Below are 16,531 nucleotides of genomic sequence, written 5' to 3'. Positions count from 1 at the left end.
GCGGGTTCCGCAGATACCGGTGACGCGGGTCGCTCGGGAGATTCAGGGGATGCAGGGGACTCAGCCTGCTCAGGAGCCGCGAGGGCCTCGGAGGCATCACGGCCGTCGGACGTCTGAGGAGCCTCGGGCCGCTGAGGGGTGCCGGGGTTCCCCTGCGTTCCGGTCGCGTCGGGGTTCCGGTCGGCACGTGAGTCCTGCACGCCAGCAGCGAGGGCACCTTGCGCAGCATGCGGGTCATGCGGGTCATGCGCGGCACGTGCGCCATCCGCGCCCCGCGCAGAATGCGCGACCTGCACGTCCGACACATTGTGCGTGGCGCGGGCGTCATCCGCTCCCCGCGAGTCATGGGTCGGGTTCGGGGCCTGCTCCGCAGGCGAAGTCACCGCATCACACACGGCCTTCTGCGCGTCGTGCGCAGGGTTCGGGACGGGCGCCGCATCCGCGGTTTCCGCCAGAGGCTCGGTGCGCGCGTCGTGCGCAGCGTGTGTGGCAGGCGCATCCGCACCCTGCACCGCATTGGCGGCGGCCTGCGCGCCCCGTTCGTCATGCGAGACGCTCTGGGCGCCCTGGGCGAGCTGAGCTCGCTCGGCGACGCCGTGGGGCTCGACATTGAGGTCGTAGCCCGTCGCATGCCCGCCCGCGACGGTCGGAACAGCGTGCCCGCCGGGGCCGGAGCCGGCGCCTGCGCGGATGCGGCTGTCGGCATCACTGTCGGTCCCAGCAGCAGAGCTTCCACCGGTAGGACCGACGGCCCCCTCAGCGGTACCGGTCTCCGTGCCGGGCTGGGCAACGGCCGCATCGAGGTTCTGGCTCTCGGCCTGGGCGGTGTTCCGCACGGCGTCCTGAGCGCCGGTCTTCCCGGCAGGCAGGCCGCTGGTGTTCCCGCCGGCGTTCCCACCGGTGTGCGCGGCCGGAACTGTGGGCGCGCCGCCGGCGGCAGACCCGTCAGGCCCGTCCGACGCTTCGTGCCCGCCATCGAGGTCCGGGCCGTCAGGCAGATCTCGCCCGGAGAGTTCGGTCTCGACATGCTCGGTGCGTCGATTCGGTTCCCCGTGGATGTCGGGGGACACGGAGCCCTCGGCGTCCTCGGCATCCTCAGCCCCTGCGGCGCCCGCAGGGGACGTCGTAGGCGTGGGGGCCACGTCGGCCGTCGGTTCCGCAGGCTCGGCACGCACCTCGGACGCCTCCCCGCTCCCATCGCTCGCAGGAACACCATGCGCCCCCTGCGCTTCGGGGGCATCTGGTGCATCGCGGGTCTCCGCCGTGTCCGGCCGGCCTGTCGGATGCACGGGGGCAGAAGGACCGGAAGGCGCACCAGGCGTGCTCGCACCGCCGGGCGCGACGTTCGTGGGGTGTTGACCGGGGTGACCTCCCTGGTCGCGGTCGCCCGAGTGGCCGGTGTCGTTCGCATGGTCCCCGTCGCTGAGACCGCCGGAAGAGGCGTCGGCGATGCCACCGACCCCCTGCACCCCGTACTCACCGTGAGACCCGTGGTTCACGTGGGCCACGTGGTCCCCGTGACCCGCACGGTCACCGTGGTCCGCACCCGTTCCCCCACCGGCCGTGCTCTGCGGCATCTGCCTGTGCGCGCCGGTGCCGGCGGTGCCAGTGGTGTCCGTGGTGCCGACGGCTTCACCGGTGTCACCGCTACCGGTGGAGTCCCCGGGCCCCGGTGCATCCGGACGTGCGTGTGCCCCACGCGCGCCGGACGATTCATGCACCGGAGGCGTGTCATGCCCCGCGGGCGCTTCAGGCGCGCCGGGCGCGCTGGGCGTGCTGGGGCCGGTGGAGGTGGGCCCCTCCGCCGGGGGCACAGACGGCCCGGGAACAGGTTCTCCAGCCACGGGCTCCTCAGGCACGGGCTCCCCGAGCGCGGGATCACCGGGCACGGATCCCCCGAGGGCGCTCTCCCCGGGCACGTCCCCCTCCGGTCCGTGAGCACGGCGCGTTCCAGGGGCCCCGGGCGCATCGTCGCCGGGCGCATCGGCGCCGGGCGCATCGTCGCCGAGCGCATCGTCGCCGGGCGCATCGGCGCCGGGCGCATCGTCGCCGAGCGCATCGTCGCCGGGCGCATCGGCGCCGGGCGCATCGTCGCCGGGCGCATCGTCGCCGGGCGCATCTTGGTCGGATCCCGCGGACGTCGGCAGGCCCGGAGCGGCAGGGAAGGACGTGGAAGCCGGAGACGCCGGGGAAGCCGGGTACGTCTCGGCCCCGTCGGATGTGTCGGGCGGACCGGACGCAGGTGTACCGGACGCGTCAGCCCCGCCTACGTCCCACGTGGTTCCCAGCGGTCCGGGCGTTGCCGGCGTTACGGGGACACCGGAGACCGGCGCACCACCGTCGGGCGGCCCCGCGCCCGGCCCGGCGCCGCCCGCACCGTCCGCACCCTGGAGACCGCGCGGGCTCCAGGTCTGCTGCGAGGGCGCCAGGGGACCTGTCGCCGAAGCAAGGCCCAGCGGGTCGGGGTCAGCCTCGGTACTCACCGGCGGACCGGTGGGCGGCGGCGCGTCCGGCGGCGGTGTGTCCGTGGGAGTTGCGTGCGCCGGCGGCTCGGACGTCCGGAAGGGGTTGGCAGGCGCCGGCTCCCCGAGACCACCTGCACCACCGGTACCACCGGGGTCCCCGATACCGCGTCCGCTCTCGGGCAGCCCGTCCAACAGTCCGCCGAGCAGCGCTCCTGCCTCGTCCCCACCGCGGGCACCGCCCTCGGCACCACCCGGCGCCTCGGCACGGCCCGCCGCCTCGGCACCACCGTCCTCGGGATCCCCGGGCAGCCCGGAGAGCCCCGGCCCCGGACGGCTGTCCTGGCGGTCGTCGTCGGTCATGCTTCGCTCCCCGGAGAGGTCGACCGCTGCCCGTCACACCCGGTCCGGCGCGGGGAAAAGATGGAGGAAGGGGCCCGCGCCCCGGGCAGCGCCACCCGGCCCGTCCGGGTGCCCAAGTCACCCACAACTGTGCCAGAGACCGCCCGCACCCGTTCCCGGAGACCACCACGAACGGGACGAAGCCGACACGCAGCGGCCCGGGCAAACGGGATGCGCTGCCCTTTTCCGCCCCATAGCCTGACCCCACCCCGACCGCCGGAACGAAGGGAACCCACTCGCCGTGAGCGACCTCCAGGAGAAGAAGATGCTGCCCTCCGTCGTCCTCGAGACGGACCGGCTCCGGCTCCGGGCCTTCATCGAGGACGACATCGACGACGTCCTGGCCACCTGCAGCGACCCCGACCTGCAGAAGTGGATCCCGATCCCCGCGCCCGACACCCCCTACACCCGCAAGGACGCCGAGGAGTGGTGCCGCGAGGTCTCCCCGGGCATGCGTACGCGCGGCGAGGGGCAGCAGTGGGCGATGACCGAGGCCGACACGGGCCGCCTGGTCGGGGCGATCGGCCTGCTGCGCGTCAGCTGGGCAGCGATGAACGGGGAGCTGGGGTACTGGTCCTCACCGTGGGCGCGCAACCGGGGTTACATGACCGAGGCGGTCGTTGCGGTGTCGCGGTGGGCGCTGGACCAGGGGTTCCGCCGCGTCGAGATCAAGGCGGCGACGGGGAACGCGCCTTCCCGCAGCATCCCGGAGCGCACGGGGTACACGTTCGAGGGTGTGGAGCGCAGCGCCATGCCGGGCCACGGCGGAACCCGGTACGACCTGGCCGTCTACAGCCTGCTGCCGTCGGACCCGCGTCCCTGAGGCCGTCCGGCGCACGTCCGGGGCGCTCGGTCGCGGGTCGGCACCCCGGCACCACCGCACCGGGATCAGCCGGGCCCTGAGCCCCTGGGCCAACGTCCCGGGATCACCGGATCTCGCGGCCCCCGCCACACCGGATCCTGCACACCCCGGAACCCGTCGGCGCAGCTGCCTCGGAACCGCGGGGCCCTGCCCCGTTCACCCCCGCCCCCATTCACCGCAGCCCGGCCGTCAGTCCCACACCCGGGAGAGCGACCACTGCCCGCTGGCTCCGTCCTTGCGTAGTTCGTACACCCCCTGCGCCCGTACCGTCCCGGCCTCCACGCGCCAGTGCCACCGCTCGGGCACACCGCCGCCGGGCACGGGGGCCCAGTCCATGCGCACGTTGACCCAGTGGTCGATGATGCGGCGCACCCCGTACACGCGCCCGTCCCAGGTGAACCTGGTCGGCCGCCCGTCGTCCTCCACGACCGTGATCTGCGCCCCGTAGTACCGGCTCACGTCTCCCCCATGTCTTGATGCCTCCGGCTTTCTTCGGACTCCGACCCGGGGCACGCTCTGCGCGCCCGACGGGCCCGGCCGCGGGGAAGGACGGCCGTTCGAACAGGTGTTCCCATAGTAGCGAAATCGGGGCGACCGTGGAACTGTTTCCACAGGCTCGGCATCCTTCTTCTTGACGCGGTTTCTCCGCGCCGCACCCCACATGCGCCGACACCAGCACCGATCCCGCGCGACCGCCCCTCGTGCACCGCGCCGACACGACCCCTGAGGTTGCAGCAGTGACGTCGAACAGCGCCGGTCCCCCGCCGGCCGACTCCCCCGGTTCCGCGGGCCCGCCCGGCCCCTCCGGACCCCCGCCACCGGGCGGCGCCTCCCCCTGGGACCCGCCGCACCCGCCGACCGGACACCCAGGTGCGCCCCGACCGGCACCCCCGGCGCGCGGGCGCCGACGCCTGCCCTGGGCCCTCGGCGCGGGCGCGGCGGCGGTCGTCCTGCTCGGCACCACCGCGTTCCTCGTGTTCTCCGGCGACGAGGGGCCGCCCGAGGACCTCACGAGCCTCTACGCCACCGACTTCGCCACGAACCCGCAGTGGAGCGACAGCGTGCACGACCCGGAGGAGGACCCCTACGCCTCCGGCCACCTCCCGGGCGAGGGGCACGTGATGGCCTACGACCCGGCCGAGGAGTCCGACCCGTGGTCCGGCGCGGTGTTCCTGGTGCCGAGCGTCGACGACGGCGACCTGCCGCCGTCCCTGATGGTCGAGGCGGACGTGCGCATCCTCGAGGGGTACGAGTACCTGTCCTTCGGGGTGGAGTGCACCGACGAGTACCACGAGCCCGGCACCGACCCCGAGGACACCTCCGACGACCCCGTACACCACGCCACCTACCGGATCTCGGTACGCGCCGACGGAGAACGCGCGGACCTGACCCGCAACACGCCCGACACCGACGGCTCGGAGGAGCTCGCGAGCGGCCCGGTTCCGGGGTTCGAGCCCTACCCGGCGGTGACCGGAGACACGGACGAGGGCGACGACCCGGCCTCGAACAACGTCAAGCTCTCCTGCGACTCCGAGGCCCCCGACGGCGACAGCCCCGGGCGCACCACCGTGACGGCGTGGGTCAACGACCAGCTCGTCGCGCAGGCGGTCGACGAGAACGCCGCACCGGCCGGCCACGACGGCCACGAGCTCGTGCGCAAGCAGCGCATCGCCTACGACCGGGGCCAGGGCGAGGGGCCGCTCCGGGTGCTGTTCGAGGACTACCGCCTGTACGAGGTCGGCGACCGGCCACACACGACCTGACCCGCCCCGGAACCTGCCCCGAACACCCGGCCCGAGTCAGGGCTCCCGACCACGCCGGGGCAGCCGCCTCGGTACCCTGATGACCGCGAATCCGAACAATGATGCGAGGGACCCCCCACCGTGATGTCCAACGGCCACAACAGCGGCAAGCCCCTGCGTGCAGGAGACCCGCACGAACTCAACGGCTACCGCGTGGCGAGCCGGCTGGGACGCGGTGGCATGGGCACCGTCTACCTGGCCGAGGACGGGGCCGGGCACAAGGTCGCGCTCAAGCTCATCCACCCCGACCTCGCCGACGACGAGGACTTCCGCCGCCGCTTCGCGCGCGAGGTCGAGTCGGCCCGGCGGGTGGCGCGCTTCTCCACGGCCGGGGTCATCGACGCCCGGTTGGAGGGTGAACCGCTCTACATCGTCTCCGAGTACGTTCCGGGCCCGAACCTGGACGAGGCCGTACGGGCCGACGGGGCGATGTCCGGCGGCACCCTGGAGAGCCTGGCGATGGGCGTGGCCGCGGCGCTGACGGCGATCCACGGTTCCGGGATCATCCACCGCGACCTCAAGCCCGCGAACGTGCTGCTGTCGCCGGTGGGCCCCAAGGTCATCGACTTCGGGATCGCGCGGGCCCTGGACGACTCGGCGGGCGCGGTCACCCGGTCCAGCCAGCTCATGGGCACACCCTCGTACATGGCGCCGGAGCTGATCCTGGGCGAGCAGCCGACGGCGGCCGCGGACATCTTCGCGTGGGGCTGCCTGGTGGCCTTCGCCGGTATCGGTTCGGCGCCCTACGACGCCCCGACGGTGCCGGCCGTGCTGCACAACATCTCCTCCGCGGAACCGCGCCTCGAAGGGTTGGACCAGGACCTGTCGGAGCTGGTGGTCGCGGCCCTGGACAAGGATCCGCGCAACCGGCCGACCTCGCAGCAGCTCCTGGCCCGGCTCACGGGGCAGCCGCAGCCGGAGGAGTCCGAGGTCAACCGCACGATCTCGACGTCGTGGGCCCCGCCCGCCAGCGCGCCGATCCCGGGAGCCCCGCCGCAGGAGACGGCCGCGCACGGTGCCGAGGCCCCGAGCGCGCCCAGCGGGCCGCAGCAGCCCCAGGGCGGACCGGATCAGCCGCCGAGCGGACCGCAGCAGCCGGTCGCGGGCACCCCGCCGCAGGGGCAGACGACCACGCCGTACACGACCCCGCCGACGCAGGCCTACACCGCGCAGCAGGGGTTCGCGCCGTCCGGCCCCCAGCCCCCGCACCAGCCGCCGAGCGGGCCGCAGCAGCCGCGCCCGGGCCAGGTTCCGCCGGGACACCAGCCGCACGCCGGTCCCCACCCGCAGCAGCACCCGTACGGGCACCCCTCACCTCCGCAGGGGCAGCAGGCCTTCGCGGCGCCGGCCGGCCCCGGAGGCCCGGGCGGTCCCGGAGGCCCCCACGGTCCCGGCGGTCCCGGGCAGCAGCCCGGCGGGGGCGACCCCTCCGGCCGCAAGCGCCGCAAGCGCCTCACGATGCTCGCCGGGGGCGCCGCGGTGCTGGTGATGGTGCTGGTCGCCGCGGTCGTGCTGACCCGGCCGCCGTCCGTGCCCGACAACACCCTGTCGCTGTACAACACCGACTTCTCCACGCACCCGGACTGGATCCGGGGCTCCTTCGACAGCGCGAGCCTGAACGACGACGGTTACTGGCCGCAGGAGCAGGCGGCCCTGCTGCACGTGGACCCCACCAGCCAGGAGACCCGGGGCGAGTGGCTCGTGCGCGAGGACGAGGCGCTGCCCGACCGGGTGCTGGTCACGGCCGACGCGCACGTGCTGGAGGGCCCCGACGAGTCCACGTTCGGTGTGCGCTGCTGGGGCAACGACGGCGAGGACGAGTTCACGCGTTACGACGGTGTGGTCCGCGCCGACGGGCAGCAGGCCGAGATCCGGCGTTCCTCGGACGAGAGCGGGGACAACGCGCTGGCCTCCACCACCGACGTGTCCGGTTTCGAGGAGTACGAGCACCTGGAGGAGCTCCCCGCCCCCGACCCCGACAGTGACGAGCGCGCCGGGATCGCGGCCTACGACGCCTCCGAGGCGGTGAGCAACACGGTCACGCTGGCCTGCGAGTACGACGACGAGGAGGACACCCTCGAACTCGGCCTGTGGGTCAACGGCGACTTCGCGGTTTCCGCGGTGGACGACAACCCGCTGCCCGACGACGCCGAGGACGAGGAGGACCGCCGCCAGACCGGGATCACGGCGCGTGCCGCCCCGGGGCACGAGGCGACCAGCGACGTGATGTTCTCGTCCTTCTCGGTGCACGAGATCTCCGACGAGAACTGAGCCGGCAGGGCCCGGGGACCTCGGTCGCCGCTGAAAGCCCCCGGCCGGCCCGAACACGTCGGGACCGGCGACAGCTCGAGTCCGTTCGAGCACCGGCTCTCGGGCAGGGCCCGAGTCCGTACGGACCCAGGCCTGGCGACGCGGCCCGAACCCGAGCCACCGGCACCGCCGTGCGGCGGGCCCTTGCTCCGAAGGATCGAACGCTCGGGCACCGGGATCAGCCCTCGTCCCCCTCACGCGGGGACGGGGTCGTGGGCCCGCCGGCGCCGGCCCTGCGCACGTCGTCGCGGGCGTCGGCCACGGCCTTCTCCGCGGCTTCGGCCGCATGCATGGCCGCCTGTGCCGAGGACGAGCGGGTCGCATCGGGGCCGGTGATACTCCGCTGGCCGTGTTCGTCCGTGCCGCGCTCCTTCTCCGTGGAGGGCGTGGTCTGCGCGGCGTCCCCCGCGAAGGCGTGGGTGACGTTCTTGACCGCCTCGGTGAACTCGCCGGGGATGACCCAGAACGTGTTGCCTTCGCCCTGCGCCAGCGCCGGCAGGGTCTCCAGGTACTTGTACGCCAGCATCTTGGCGTCGGCGTCGTTGTCGTGCACCGCCTGGAACACACGCTCGACGGCCTGGGCCTCACCGTCGGCGCGCAGGATCGCGGCCTGCTGGTCACCCTGCGCCTCCAGGATCGCCTGCTGCCGGGCGCCCTCGGCCTTGAGGATGCGGGACTGCCGCTCACCCTCGGCGTGCAGGATCGCCGCCCGCTTGTCGCGGTCGGCCCGCATCTGCTTCTCCATCGCCTCCTTGATGGTGGGCGGCGGGTCGATCGCCTTGATCTCGACGCGGTTTATGCGGATGCCCCACTTGCCGGTGGTCTCGTCCAGGACCCCGCGCAAGCGGGTGTTGATCTCCTCGCGGGAGGTCAGCGTGCGTTCGAGGTCCATGGAACCGATGACGTTGCGCAGCGTCGTGACGGTGAGCTGGTCGATGGCCTGGATGTAGTTGGCGACCTCATAGGCCGCGGCCTTCGGCGCGGTGATCTGGTAGTAGAGCACCGTGTCGATGTTGACGACCAGGTTGTCCTCGGTGATGACGGGCTGCGGGCGCGAACTGAAGACCTGTTCGCGCAGGTCGAACTTGGTGTTGACCCGGTCCACCCCCGGAACGAGGAAGTTGAGCCCGGGGTTGAGGGTGCGGATGTAGCGGCCGAATCTTTCGATGTTGTAGGCACGCGCCTGCGGCACGATCCGGATCGCCGACAGCGCCAATGCGACGAAGAGGACCGCGAGGATGATGAAGGGAATGGCCGGATCCATCGTGTGATCACCTGGCTTCGGTTGGCTGTGGTTGCCGGCCTGGGCCGGTACCGCCCTGAGTGCGTCAGGCACGCCCCGACTGGTTGTTGTCGTCGGTCTCCTCCGGGCCGGTCTCCTCGAGGGCGGACCCCTCGGGAAGGGCCTCGCGCGGGTAGACCACTGCGGTGGCTCCGTCGATCTCCACGACGTCCACGTGGGCACCGACCGGGATGACCAGGTCCTCGTCGATGCAGCGGGCCGACCACTCCTCGCCGGACAGTTTGATGCGCCCCTGGTCGCCGTCGACGGGCTGCAGGACCACGGCCGAGCGCCCCACGAGCGCGTCCGCGCCCGAACGTGCGTCGGGTGTGCGGTCCATCTGGCGTTTGATGAGGGGGCGGACGAAGACGAGTCCCGCCGCGGTGGCCGCGGCGAACCCGATGATCTGCACGGCGACGGGCAGGCCGATCGCGCCGAGGAGCGCGGCGACCAGCGCCGCGGTGGCCATGAGCCCGAGGACGAAGGTCAGTGTGAAGAGTTCGGCCACGCCCAGGCCCGCGGCGAGGATGAGCCAGATCAACCAGGCCGGCATCGTCGTCTCGACCCTCCCGCCTTCTTGTCGGGTATTGGTGTGCCTACCCACGCAAGCGGGGCGAAGCACCCGATTGCGGGTCTCCGTTGCCTTCCCGAGACCGCGGGAAGGAAAACACGTGGCCCGCGGCACGCCGTCCGGTGCCGCGGGCCGGGCCCCGGGAGGTCCGGGACCCTCGTGCGTTCGCCTTGACCTCTCCTACCGTCCGCCGGAGAACTGGTAGACGACCTGGAAGGTGGGACGGTTCTGCCAGTGCACGGGCCACATGTCGATGCCGCCCACGGACTGGTGGATCACCGAGTCCGCGCAGAGCTGGTCGCCGGCGTCGCAGTGCTCGTCGCCGGGGTAGACCTCCTCGGCCGGGGTGTCGGCGGCCGCCGCGAGACTCTCCAGCAGGACCGTGCGGCAGGTGTCGACGTCCCCGTCACCGCAGTAGGACTCGGGCAGGGCGCCGTCGACGTCCTCGCCCAGGACCGTTCGCAGATCCTTGTCGACGTAGGACCACCAGCCGAGCTGGAAGGCCGAGCCCCGGTGCGGCTGGGACTGGTTGGGGCTGCCCGGTTCTCCGCCGCCGATCTGCCCCGAGGGGGACTCGTCGATCTGGGAGACCGCGGTGACCTGCTCGTACAGGTCCTCGCCCAGGCCCGGTTCGAACTGCGCCTGCACCAGGAGCGGCCACCATGCGTCCAGGACCTGGATCGCCTCGGCGTGGTCGTAGGAGCCGGCGTCGCGTTCGGGTTCCTGCCGCTGGGCACCGTCGTCGACCCAGGCACGCAGGCCCTCGACGGTCTCCGCGAGTTCGGGGTCGTCCACCTCGGCGGTGTCGATGACCTCCAGCAGCAGCGGCAGGAGCTCCTGCGCACGGAGGTCGCCCACGCCCGCCTCGACGGACAGCGCGGTGAGGGAGGCCGGGGTGAAGGCGTGGCCCTCGTCCAACGCGGCTTCCACGCGCGCCTCCAGCAGGTCGTTGCGGTGCACCGACCCGTGCGACCAGCCCGAGGTGTAGCCGTCCGCGGGTTTGTTGTTCCAGTTGAGCAGGTGATCGGGGTTGATCTCCTGCGGGTGGTCCTCCGGCGGGTGGTAGTCGGCGAGGTTGGTCGCGGGGTCCCAGCCCGACCAACCGGCGTCCGAGGTCGCGTCGATGGGCATGTTCGGGTTGGTGCCCTCGGTCCGCACCGGGTTGGCCCCGGAGTTGACGAACGCGATGTCCTCGTTGTCGACGTAGTGCCAGTTGAAGGCGTACTCGATGTCGTAGGCGGCCTCGGTGAAGCTCTCCGCCGAGGTGATGTCGTCCGGGTCGTTGAAGCGCTGGAACCCGATGATCGAGTCGACCTCGCGCATGTAGGTCGAGCGCAGGTTCGTGTGCGCCACGGGGGTGCCGTCGACGGTCGCGAACGACTCCACGAGCCCGTACTCCGAGCGCAGGGACGTGAGTGTGTATCCGCCCTCGGGTGTCTGGTCGGCGATGGTGGGCGACCACTCGTTGGTGACGCTGAGCTCCTCGAACTCCGTGCACTCGCCGGACGTGTCGACGTAGGCGCGGGAGTCGGTGGTGGGGTCGGACCCGTCGGTCTCGCACAGCGGCACCGCGTAGGTGTCGGTGACGTCCTGGTTGGCGGAGGTCGCGCTCCACGCGTAGTCGGCGCCGCGCCCCATCTGGACGTAGAAGCTCACGCCGGCGAAGGAGGCGCCGCGGGCGCTGATGCCCGGGCCCTGCAGTTCCTGGAGCATGAGCAGTTGCGGGGAGAAGTAGCCGGTCTGCGGCCCCATCACGGCGACGGGGTTGCCGCTCTCGGTGTGCTCGGCCGAGACCAGGAGGGCGTTGGACATCCCGCCCGGGTCGAGGAAGCCCTCGGGGAGCACACCGTCGTTGAACAGGCCCTCGGCGACGGAGAGGTCGTCCTCCTCGACCATGCGGTCGAGCTCGTCGCGCTGCTCGTCGGTGAGGTCGTCGACGGTGCCCGCGTCGGCGCCGGCGGCCTCGGTGTCGGCGGCCGCGAGCGGGTCGGCCGTCTCACCGCTCTCCGCGGAACCGTGTTCGTCGTGCACGATGTCGTAGCCCTCGACCGAACCGCCGTCGGGCACGGACTCGCCCACGGCCTCGTCGGGGGTCTGGCTGTAGGGGAACTCGCCGTCGACCGTGGCGGGGGCCTCGGGGTCGTTCTCCATGCGCCAGGCGTCGTAGGCGGCCAGGCCCTCCTCGGCGCCGTACTGGTCCTGGAACCCGGCGCGGGTCAGGGCGGACTGGACCTCGCCGCCTCCGCCGCCGCCGAAGATCCCGCCGACCATCGCGGCGATGCCGACCACGTCGGGGGCGGTGAACGGTTCGATCTCGCCCTCGTTGGTGATCGCGTCCTTGTGGCCGGTGAGCACGTACTCGCCGGGGAAGTTGCGGTCGGAGTCGGCCTCGTCGATGTAGGTGTTGATGCCCTCGAGGTAGTCCTCGACATCGTCCAGGGCCTGCTCGCCGCGTTCACCGGCGGAGGCGACGCGGTCGATCTGGGCCTGCTTGTCCTCCTCGGTGTAGGGGGCAGTGCGCCACAGGTCCTGTTCGAGGTCGCGGTTGCCCTCGGCCCCGCCGGCGAAGGAGGTCAGCTCGCCGCGGCCGACGCGGCGCAGCACGTCCATGAGGAAGAGGCGGTCCTCGGCGGCGGCGTACCCGGCGCCGTACATGGTGCCCTCGCGGGTGTCCCCGTGGATGTGCGGGATGCCGTGCGAGGCGTCGCGGGTGATGGTGACGTCGTCCCGCGGCTGGTACTCCTCGCCGATGTCGTCGGGGTCGGCCCCGAAGCCGGCGTCGAGGAAGTAGTCGTCCAGGTCGTCGCCGGTGAGTCCGTCGTAGTTGTGGACGATGTCGTCGTACATGTCCAGCTGGCTGGAGGAGTGCTCGGGACGGGTGCCGAACGCCTGGTGGGCGAGGATCTCCACGAGGGTGGCGCTGCCGTTCTGCCCGGGACCGAGGATGTCGTGGCATCCGTCGGGGGCGCAGTGGTCCTCGCGGTCCTGGGCGGCGGGGAGAGTGGGGGCCTGTGGGGGCTCGGGGGCCCGTGCGGGGGCGGTGCCGGCCGAGACGGGCACGGCGCTGATCGTGGCCGCTGCCACGGCCAGCGCCACACCCGAGGCGGCTGCGCCCAGGCGTCGTCTGCGGGAGGGAAGCATGTGCTGTTGTCACCACCTGGGGGTGAGGGCGATGGATCAGCGGCATGCTACGCAGCGGTAACCAAAACGCGAAAGAGTTTCATGTTTTTCGGGGAGGCCTGGTGAGCCGGGGTGCGCAGGGCTCCGCATTCACAGGTTTGGTGTGTTCGCGCCCGCACGCAGCGCACACGCTCCGGCGGTCACCCCGAAACCCGACCCGGAACCTGACCACATCCGGCCACATGGGAACCCCGTACCGCCCGAGACCAGGGCAAAAGCCCGGGCGCCTCCCCGACCCCCTGCAGAACCACTCCCCCGCTGCCACAATCGAGCCATGTACCAGCAACCGGACCCCCACTCTGGTGACCCCCGCCAACCCCCCGACCCGAGCATCGGCGGGTGGGGCCTGCCACCCAGCGTGGACGGCGGAACCCTCCAGCCGTACGGCGCGGGCGACGCCGGCCCGCAGCTGCTCACACTCGGCGACATCTCCGTCTCGCAGCACATGGTGGTGACCCCGGCCGGCCGCTTCCCGCTCCGGGGCAGCGTCTGGACCGTGACCGACATGAGCAGAACCGAGCGCACCACCCCGGCCTGGGCGATCGTGGTCGCGATCCTGACCTTCTTGTGGACCTGCCTGCTCGGACTGCTGTTCCTGCTCGCCAAGGAGACCCGCACGACCGGGCACATCCAGGTGACGGTGCAGCGCGAAGGCCACTTCCACGCCACGGTGGTGCCCGCGAACTCGCCGATGGATGCGCAGCGCATCCACCAACAGGTGAACTACGTGCGGTCCCTCAGCGGCTGACCGGGCCCGGGGCCGGGGTGAACCACCACCGGACCACGGCCCCGCCACCCGCACACCAAGCGCGCCGTGCCCCGGGCCAAGTCGCGACAGTGCGACGCCCAAGGCACCGCAAACCCGCGTTTGCTACTCAACGCGTTCGCCCATACACGTAGGGCACCCTAGAGTCGAGCGCGAAGTAGGCACGAGCATGCTGTCCACCCTGGCGGCCCTGATGGTGATCCTGGGCCAGTGGTGGGTCTTCTGACCCGCCCGGGGTCGCCTGCGGGGGCGGCCCTGCCGACTTCACGAAACGCCGCGGGGTCAGCACACCCGCCGGTGTTAATCACCGGTAACGTGGTGCGCGAGGCCCATAGCGACCGATTTGGTGGAACACACGTGGTAACGAGACGTAACTACGAATGACGGTAGTTGAGAGGCTTTGCCCTCCTGTGGGCGACATCTACGGAATACCCTAGAATGTCTGCCCGGAAGCCCCCGGCACCGCGGGACGGACCCCGACCGCAGGACCGCCACCGGCTTCGCTCCACCCCGGCGCACGGCACCCACCCCGAGCCGACGACGCGGCCGGTCGGCCCGACCGGCTCGGCCCGCCGCCCCGCCGCCGCTGTGGAGACAACTTCAAGCGAGCACCCGTAGCTCAGTGGATAGAGCACCGGACTTCTAATCCGATGGTCGCAGGTTCGAACCCTGCCGGGTGCGCCAGCTACATCCCCTGCACAGCAGGGGCTCCCGCCCCCTCCGGGGGCGACCAGAGGACTCGTGACGTGCCTCCGTGCCGTTCCCTGTGCAGTTCCCTGCTGCCGAGGGATCACGAAACAGAGGGCCTCGGCGTGTCGCGCGGGGCGGTTCGCCCTACCTCAGGCGAACCGCCCCGCTCCATGGATCCAGGGTGGGACCGAGATCGCGTGCCCCGACACCGCCCGCGCCGCCCCCGGCTCCACCCCGGCCGCGGAGACCAGGACTCAACCAAACATGGGAAACAGAACCCGCCGGGAAGACCTCACGACCTCTCCTCGGCCGTTCTCGCACTCTGCCGGTACTCGATCGCCTCCGGGACCTCCTCGTACTGGATGAGGTCTCCCGCAACGCTACCGAGCAGGTCACGCACCTCCGAGGGCGAGGTGTAGAAGAACTCGCGACGGAGGTTGACACGGTTCACGCGTTTCTCGGCGAGCCTGCGGTGCATCTCCGCTTCGACCCCCACCGCGTCGTCGGAGAAATGCAGGGCATGCACGTCGAAATTGAACGGCACTGAGGCATCACTCAGCTCGCGGATCCGGTCCATGGGCTCCAGCCGGCGGGTCATGCCGACCTTGACCATCCGTTCCCCGAAGGAACCCAGGTTCGAGATGACGTACACGTAGCCCGCGCGGACATTGGCGGCGCGGTCGGCGACGTTCTCCATGGCCAGCCCGACGCCGTCGAGCTGCTCCTGCAGGCGCTCGACCCCCGCGTCGTCGCCCTTGTCCTTCAGCGCGAGAAGGGCGTTCTCGTAATGGCGCCGTTCCTTCTCCAGCCGGGCCCTCTCGCGGTCCAGTTCGGCTTGGGCCCGGCGTTCTTCCCGGAGCCGGGCCTTCTCCTCGCGTTCCCGTTCCTTCTCCTCCGCCAGCTTGTTCCGATGGTCCGCGGTCAGTTCGAGCTCGCGCAACCGCAGCCGGTGATAGGGGTCGGAGATGCGGATGTCCATCGACCGGCCCAGTTTCTCGATCGTGGCCCTGCTCTTGATGAGCCGATCCCGTGAGGTGGGGAGCTTGTAGGCCTTCATCCCACGCACCAGATTGTCAGCCTCGTTGTTGTAGGCACGCAGGAGCAGTTTGGAGAACTCACGTACCATTCTGCGCCCCTCGGTGAGGGATCCGTTCATGGTGAAGGACGTCGTGGCTTCGACCGCCCCGCCGTCCTTGCGGTTCATCGACCTCGTACGGTCCTTGAGCTCAGCGAGGGCTGACTTGTAGGCGACCGAGTCGTCCAGAGGGTGGGAGTACTCGTAGATTCCGGCCTCTTGGAGAGCGATCAGATCCTCGGACGCGACGATCTGACCTCGCAGTTCGTTCAGGCGCAGGTCGTGCTGCCTGATGTCCGCGGTGGCACGGGCGTACCGGCGCTGTTCCTCCGCCTCCAGCTGAGCGACCTTCTTCTCGAGGGCGTCCCGCGAGTGCACCAGCTGTTGGGTGGTCTGCTCCGCCGATGCCCGGATCTCGTCCTCGATCCGAGCACGCCTGCGCTCCTTCTCCTGTTCCAGCTCGGCGATCTCCTCCCGGACCCGGTCCCGAAGGTCTTCGAGCTCGACGGCCTCGAGTACCCCGAGCCGTTGCAAGCTGTTCCTGAGGTAGATGTTCTCACCGGCGAGCTGGTTGACCTTGGACGCCAGCTCGCGAGCTTTGGCACGCGCACCGAACAGACCGATCTCCGTGTCCACATGCGGATGTGCCGGATGCGCTCCGGGCACGACCGGTGATGCTGCGGGGCTTCCGGGCCCACTGGAAGAAGCATGCTCCGGGCTGACCTGCATCCAAAAAGTCCAGCCGGGTGGAGCGGGGCCCCACGCGGGATCCGGTTGCCACCCCGGGGGCGGGTTCCATCCGGGCGGCATCGCGGGCCAGTTCGGCGGGGTCTGGAAACGGTACTCGGGCTGGTCGCCCCGGTAAGAGTTCATGGGCAGGGATCCCCTGGGGAGGGCGGCCCGAGCGGGAGGACGCGGCCGACAAGGCCTCTACATTAACGCGCAAAGGGCGCGCCGGGCACTCGCAGCGCAATCCGGACCATAAGCTTCCGACACCCAGGCACCACACAACTATTGTCGCGTGGCCACTGTTGGCCACGCACCACCGCGGGCGGGCACAGCACATGCCGCATCGGGCGGGACACGCAGGAACCAGGGCCGAACGTTCCGCCCCTGGCCGGAACCGGGG

General features: G+C 71.5%; 9 protein-coding genes and 1 tRNA gene. 5 read left to right on the top strand and 5 right to left on the bottom strand.

The features are described from left to right. The first annotated feature begins 3,105 nt into the window (after nt 1-3,105). Entirely contained in the window at nt 3,106-3,687 is a 582-nt protein-coding gene (locus IDM40_RS06915) for a GNAT family N-acetyltransferase (protein ID WP_193121090.1), read from the top strand. Between the two features lie 228 nt (nt 3,688-3,915). On the opposite strand, the gene IDM40_RS06910 is transcribed toward IDM40_RS06915, so the two are convergent. Then, nucleotides 3,916-4,185 (bottom strand): DUF6504 family protein, encoded by a 270-nt coding sequence (locus IDM40_RS06910; protein WP_193121089.1) that lies wholly within the window; start codon nt 4,183-4,185, stop codon nt 3,916-3,918. A 278-nt stretch (nt 4,186-4,463) separates the two neighbouring features. Between IDM40_RS06910 and IDM40_RS06905 the strand changes: the two genes are divergently transcribed. Together IDM40_RS06905 and IDM40_RS06900 are read left to right on the top strand one after the other, a co-directional pair. Continuing rightward, entirely contained in the window at nt 4,464-5,489 is a 1,026-nt protein-coding gene (locus IDM40_RS06905; protein ID WP_235997395.1) for a hypothetical protein, read from the top strand. A 123-nt stretch (nt 5,490-5,612) separates the two neighbouring features. Next, complete coding sequence (locus IDM40_RS06900; protein WP_193121088.1) at nt 5,613-7,799, top strand: serine/threonine-protein kinase; 2,187 nt, start codon at nt 5,613-5,615, stop codon at nt 7,797-7,799. Between the two features lie 217 nt (nt 7,800-8,016). Here IDM40_RS06900 and IDM40_RS06895 read toward each other — a convergent pair whose 3' ends face one another. From IDM40_RS06895 to IDM40_RS06885, 3 genes are all read right to left on the bottom strand, one after another. Further along, nucleotides 8,017-9,102, bottom strand: a complete 1,086-nt coding sequence (locus IDM40_RS06895; RefSeq protein ID WP_193121087.1) for an SPFH domain-containing protein — start codon at nt 9,100-9,102, stop codon at nt 8,017-8,019. 64 nt (nt 9,103-9,166) lie between these two features. Continuing rightward, complete coding sequence (locus IDM40_RS06890) at nt 9,167-9,673, bottom strand: NfeD family protein (RefSeq protein WP_193121086.1); 507 nt, start codon at nt 9,671-9,673, stop codon at nt 9,167-9,169. A 198-nt stretch (nt 9,674-9,871) separates the two neighbouring features. Further along, nucleotides 9,872-12,832: a penicillin acylase family protein gene (locus IDM40_RS06885; RefSeq protein WP_193121085.1), complete on the bottom strand. Its 2,961-nt coding sequence runs from the start codon at nt 12,830-12,832 to the stop codon at nt 9,872-9,874. 313 nt (nt 12,833-13,145) lie between these two features. On the opposite strand from IDM40_RS06885, the gene IDM40_RS06880 reads away from it, so the two are divergent. Next, nucleotides 13,146-13,619 (top strand): hypothetical protein, encoded by a 474-nt coding sequence (locus IDM40_RS06880; RefSeq protein WP_193121084.1) that lies wholly within the window; start codon nt 13,146-13,148, stop codon nt 13,617-13,619. A 626-nt stretch (nt 13,620-14,245) separates the two neighbouring features. Next, nucleotides 14,246-14,321, top strand: a tRNA-Arg gene (locus IDM40_RS06875). Between the two features lie 298 nt (nt 14,322-14,619). On the opposite strand, the gene IDM40_RS28790 is transcribed toward IDM40_RS06875, so the two are convergent. Continuing rightward, nucleotides 14,620-16,038 (bottom strand): DUF4041 domain-containing protein, encoded by a 1,419-nt coding sequence (locus IDM40_RS28790; protein ID WP_328806956.1) that lies wholly within the window; start codon nt 16,036-16,038, stop codon nt 14,620-14,622. Between the last annotated feature and the right edge of the window lie 493 nt (nt 16,039-16,531).

The organism is Nocardiopsis coralli (assembly GCF_014892575.1).
Taxonomy (GTDB): domain Bacteria; phylum Actinomycetota; class Actinomycetes; order Streptosporangiales; family Streptosporangiaceae; genus Nocardiopsis; species Nocardiopsis coralli.
Note: the sequence above shows the minus strand (reverse complement) of the source record. Positions and strands in the feature narration are given on the sequence as shown.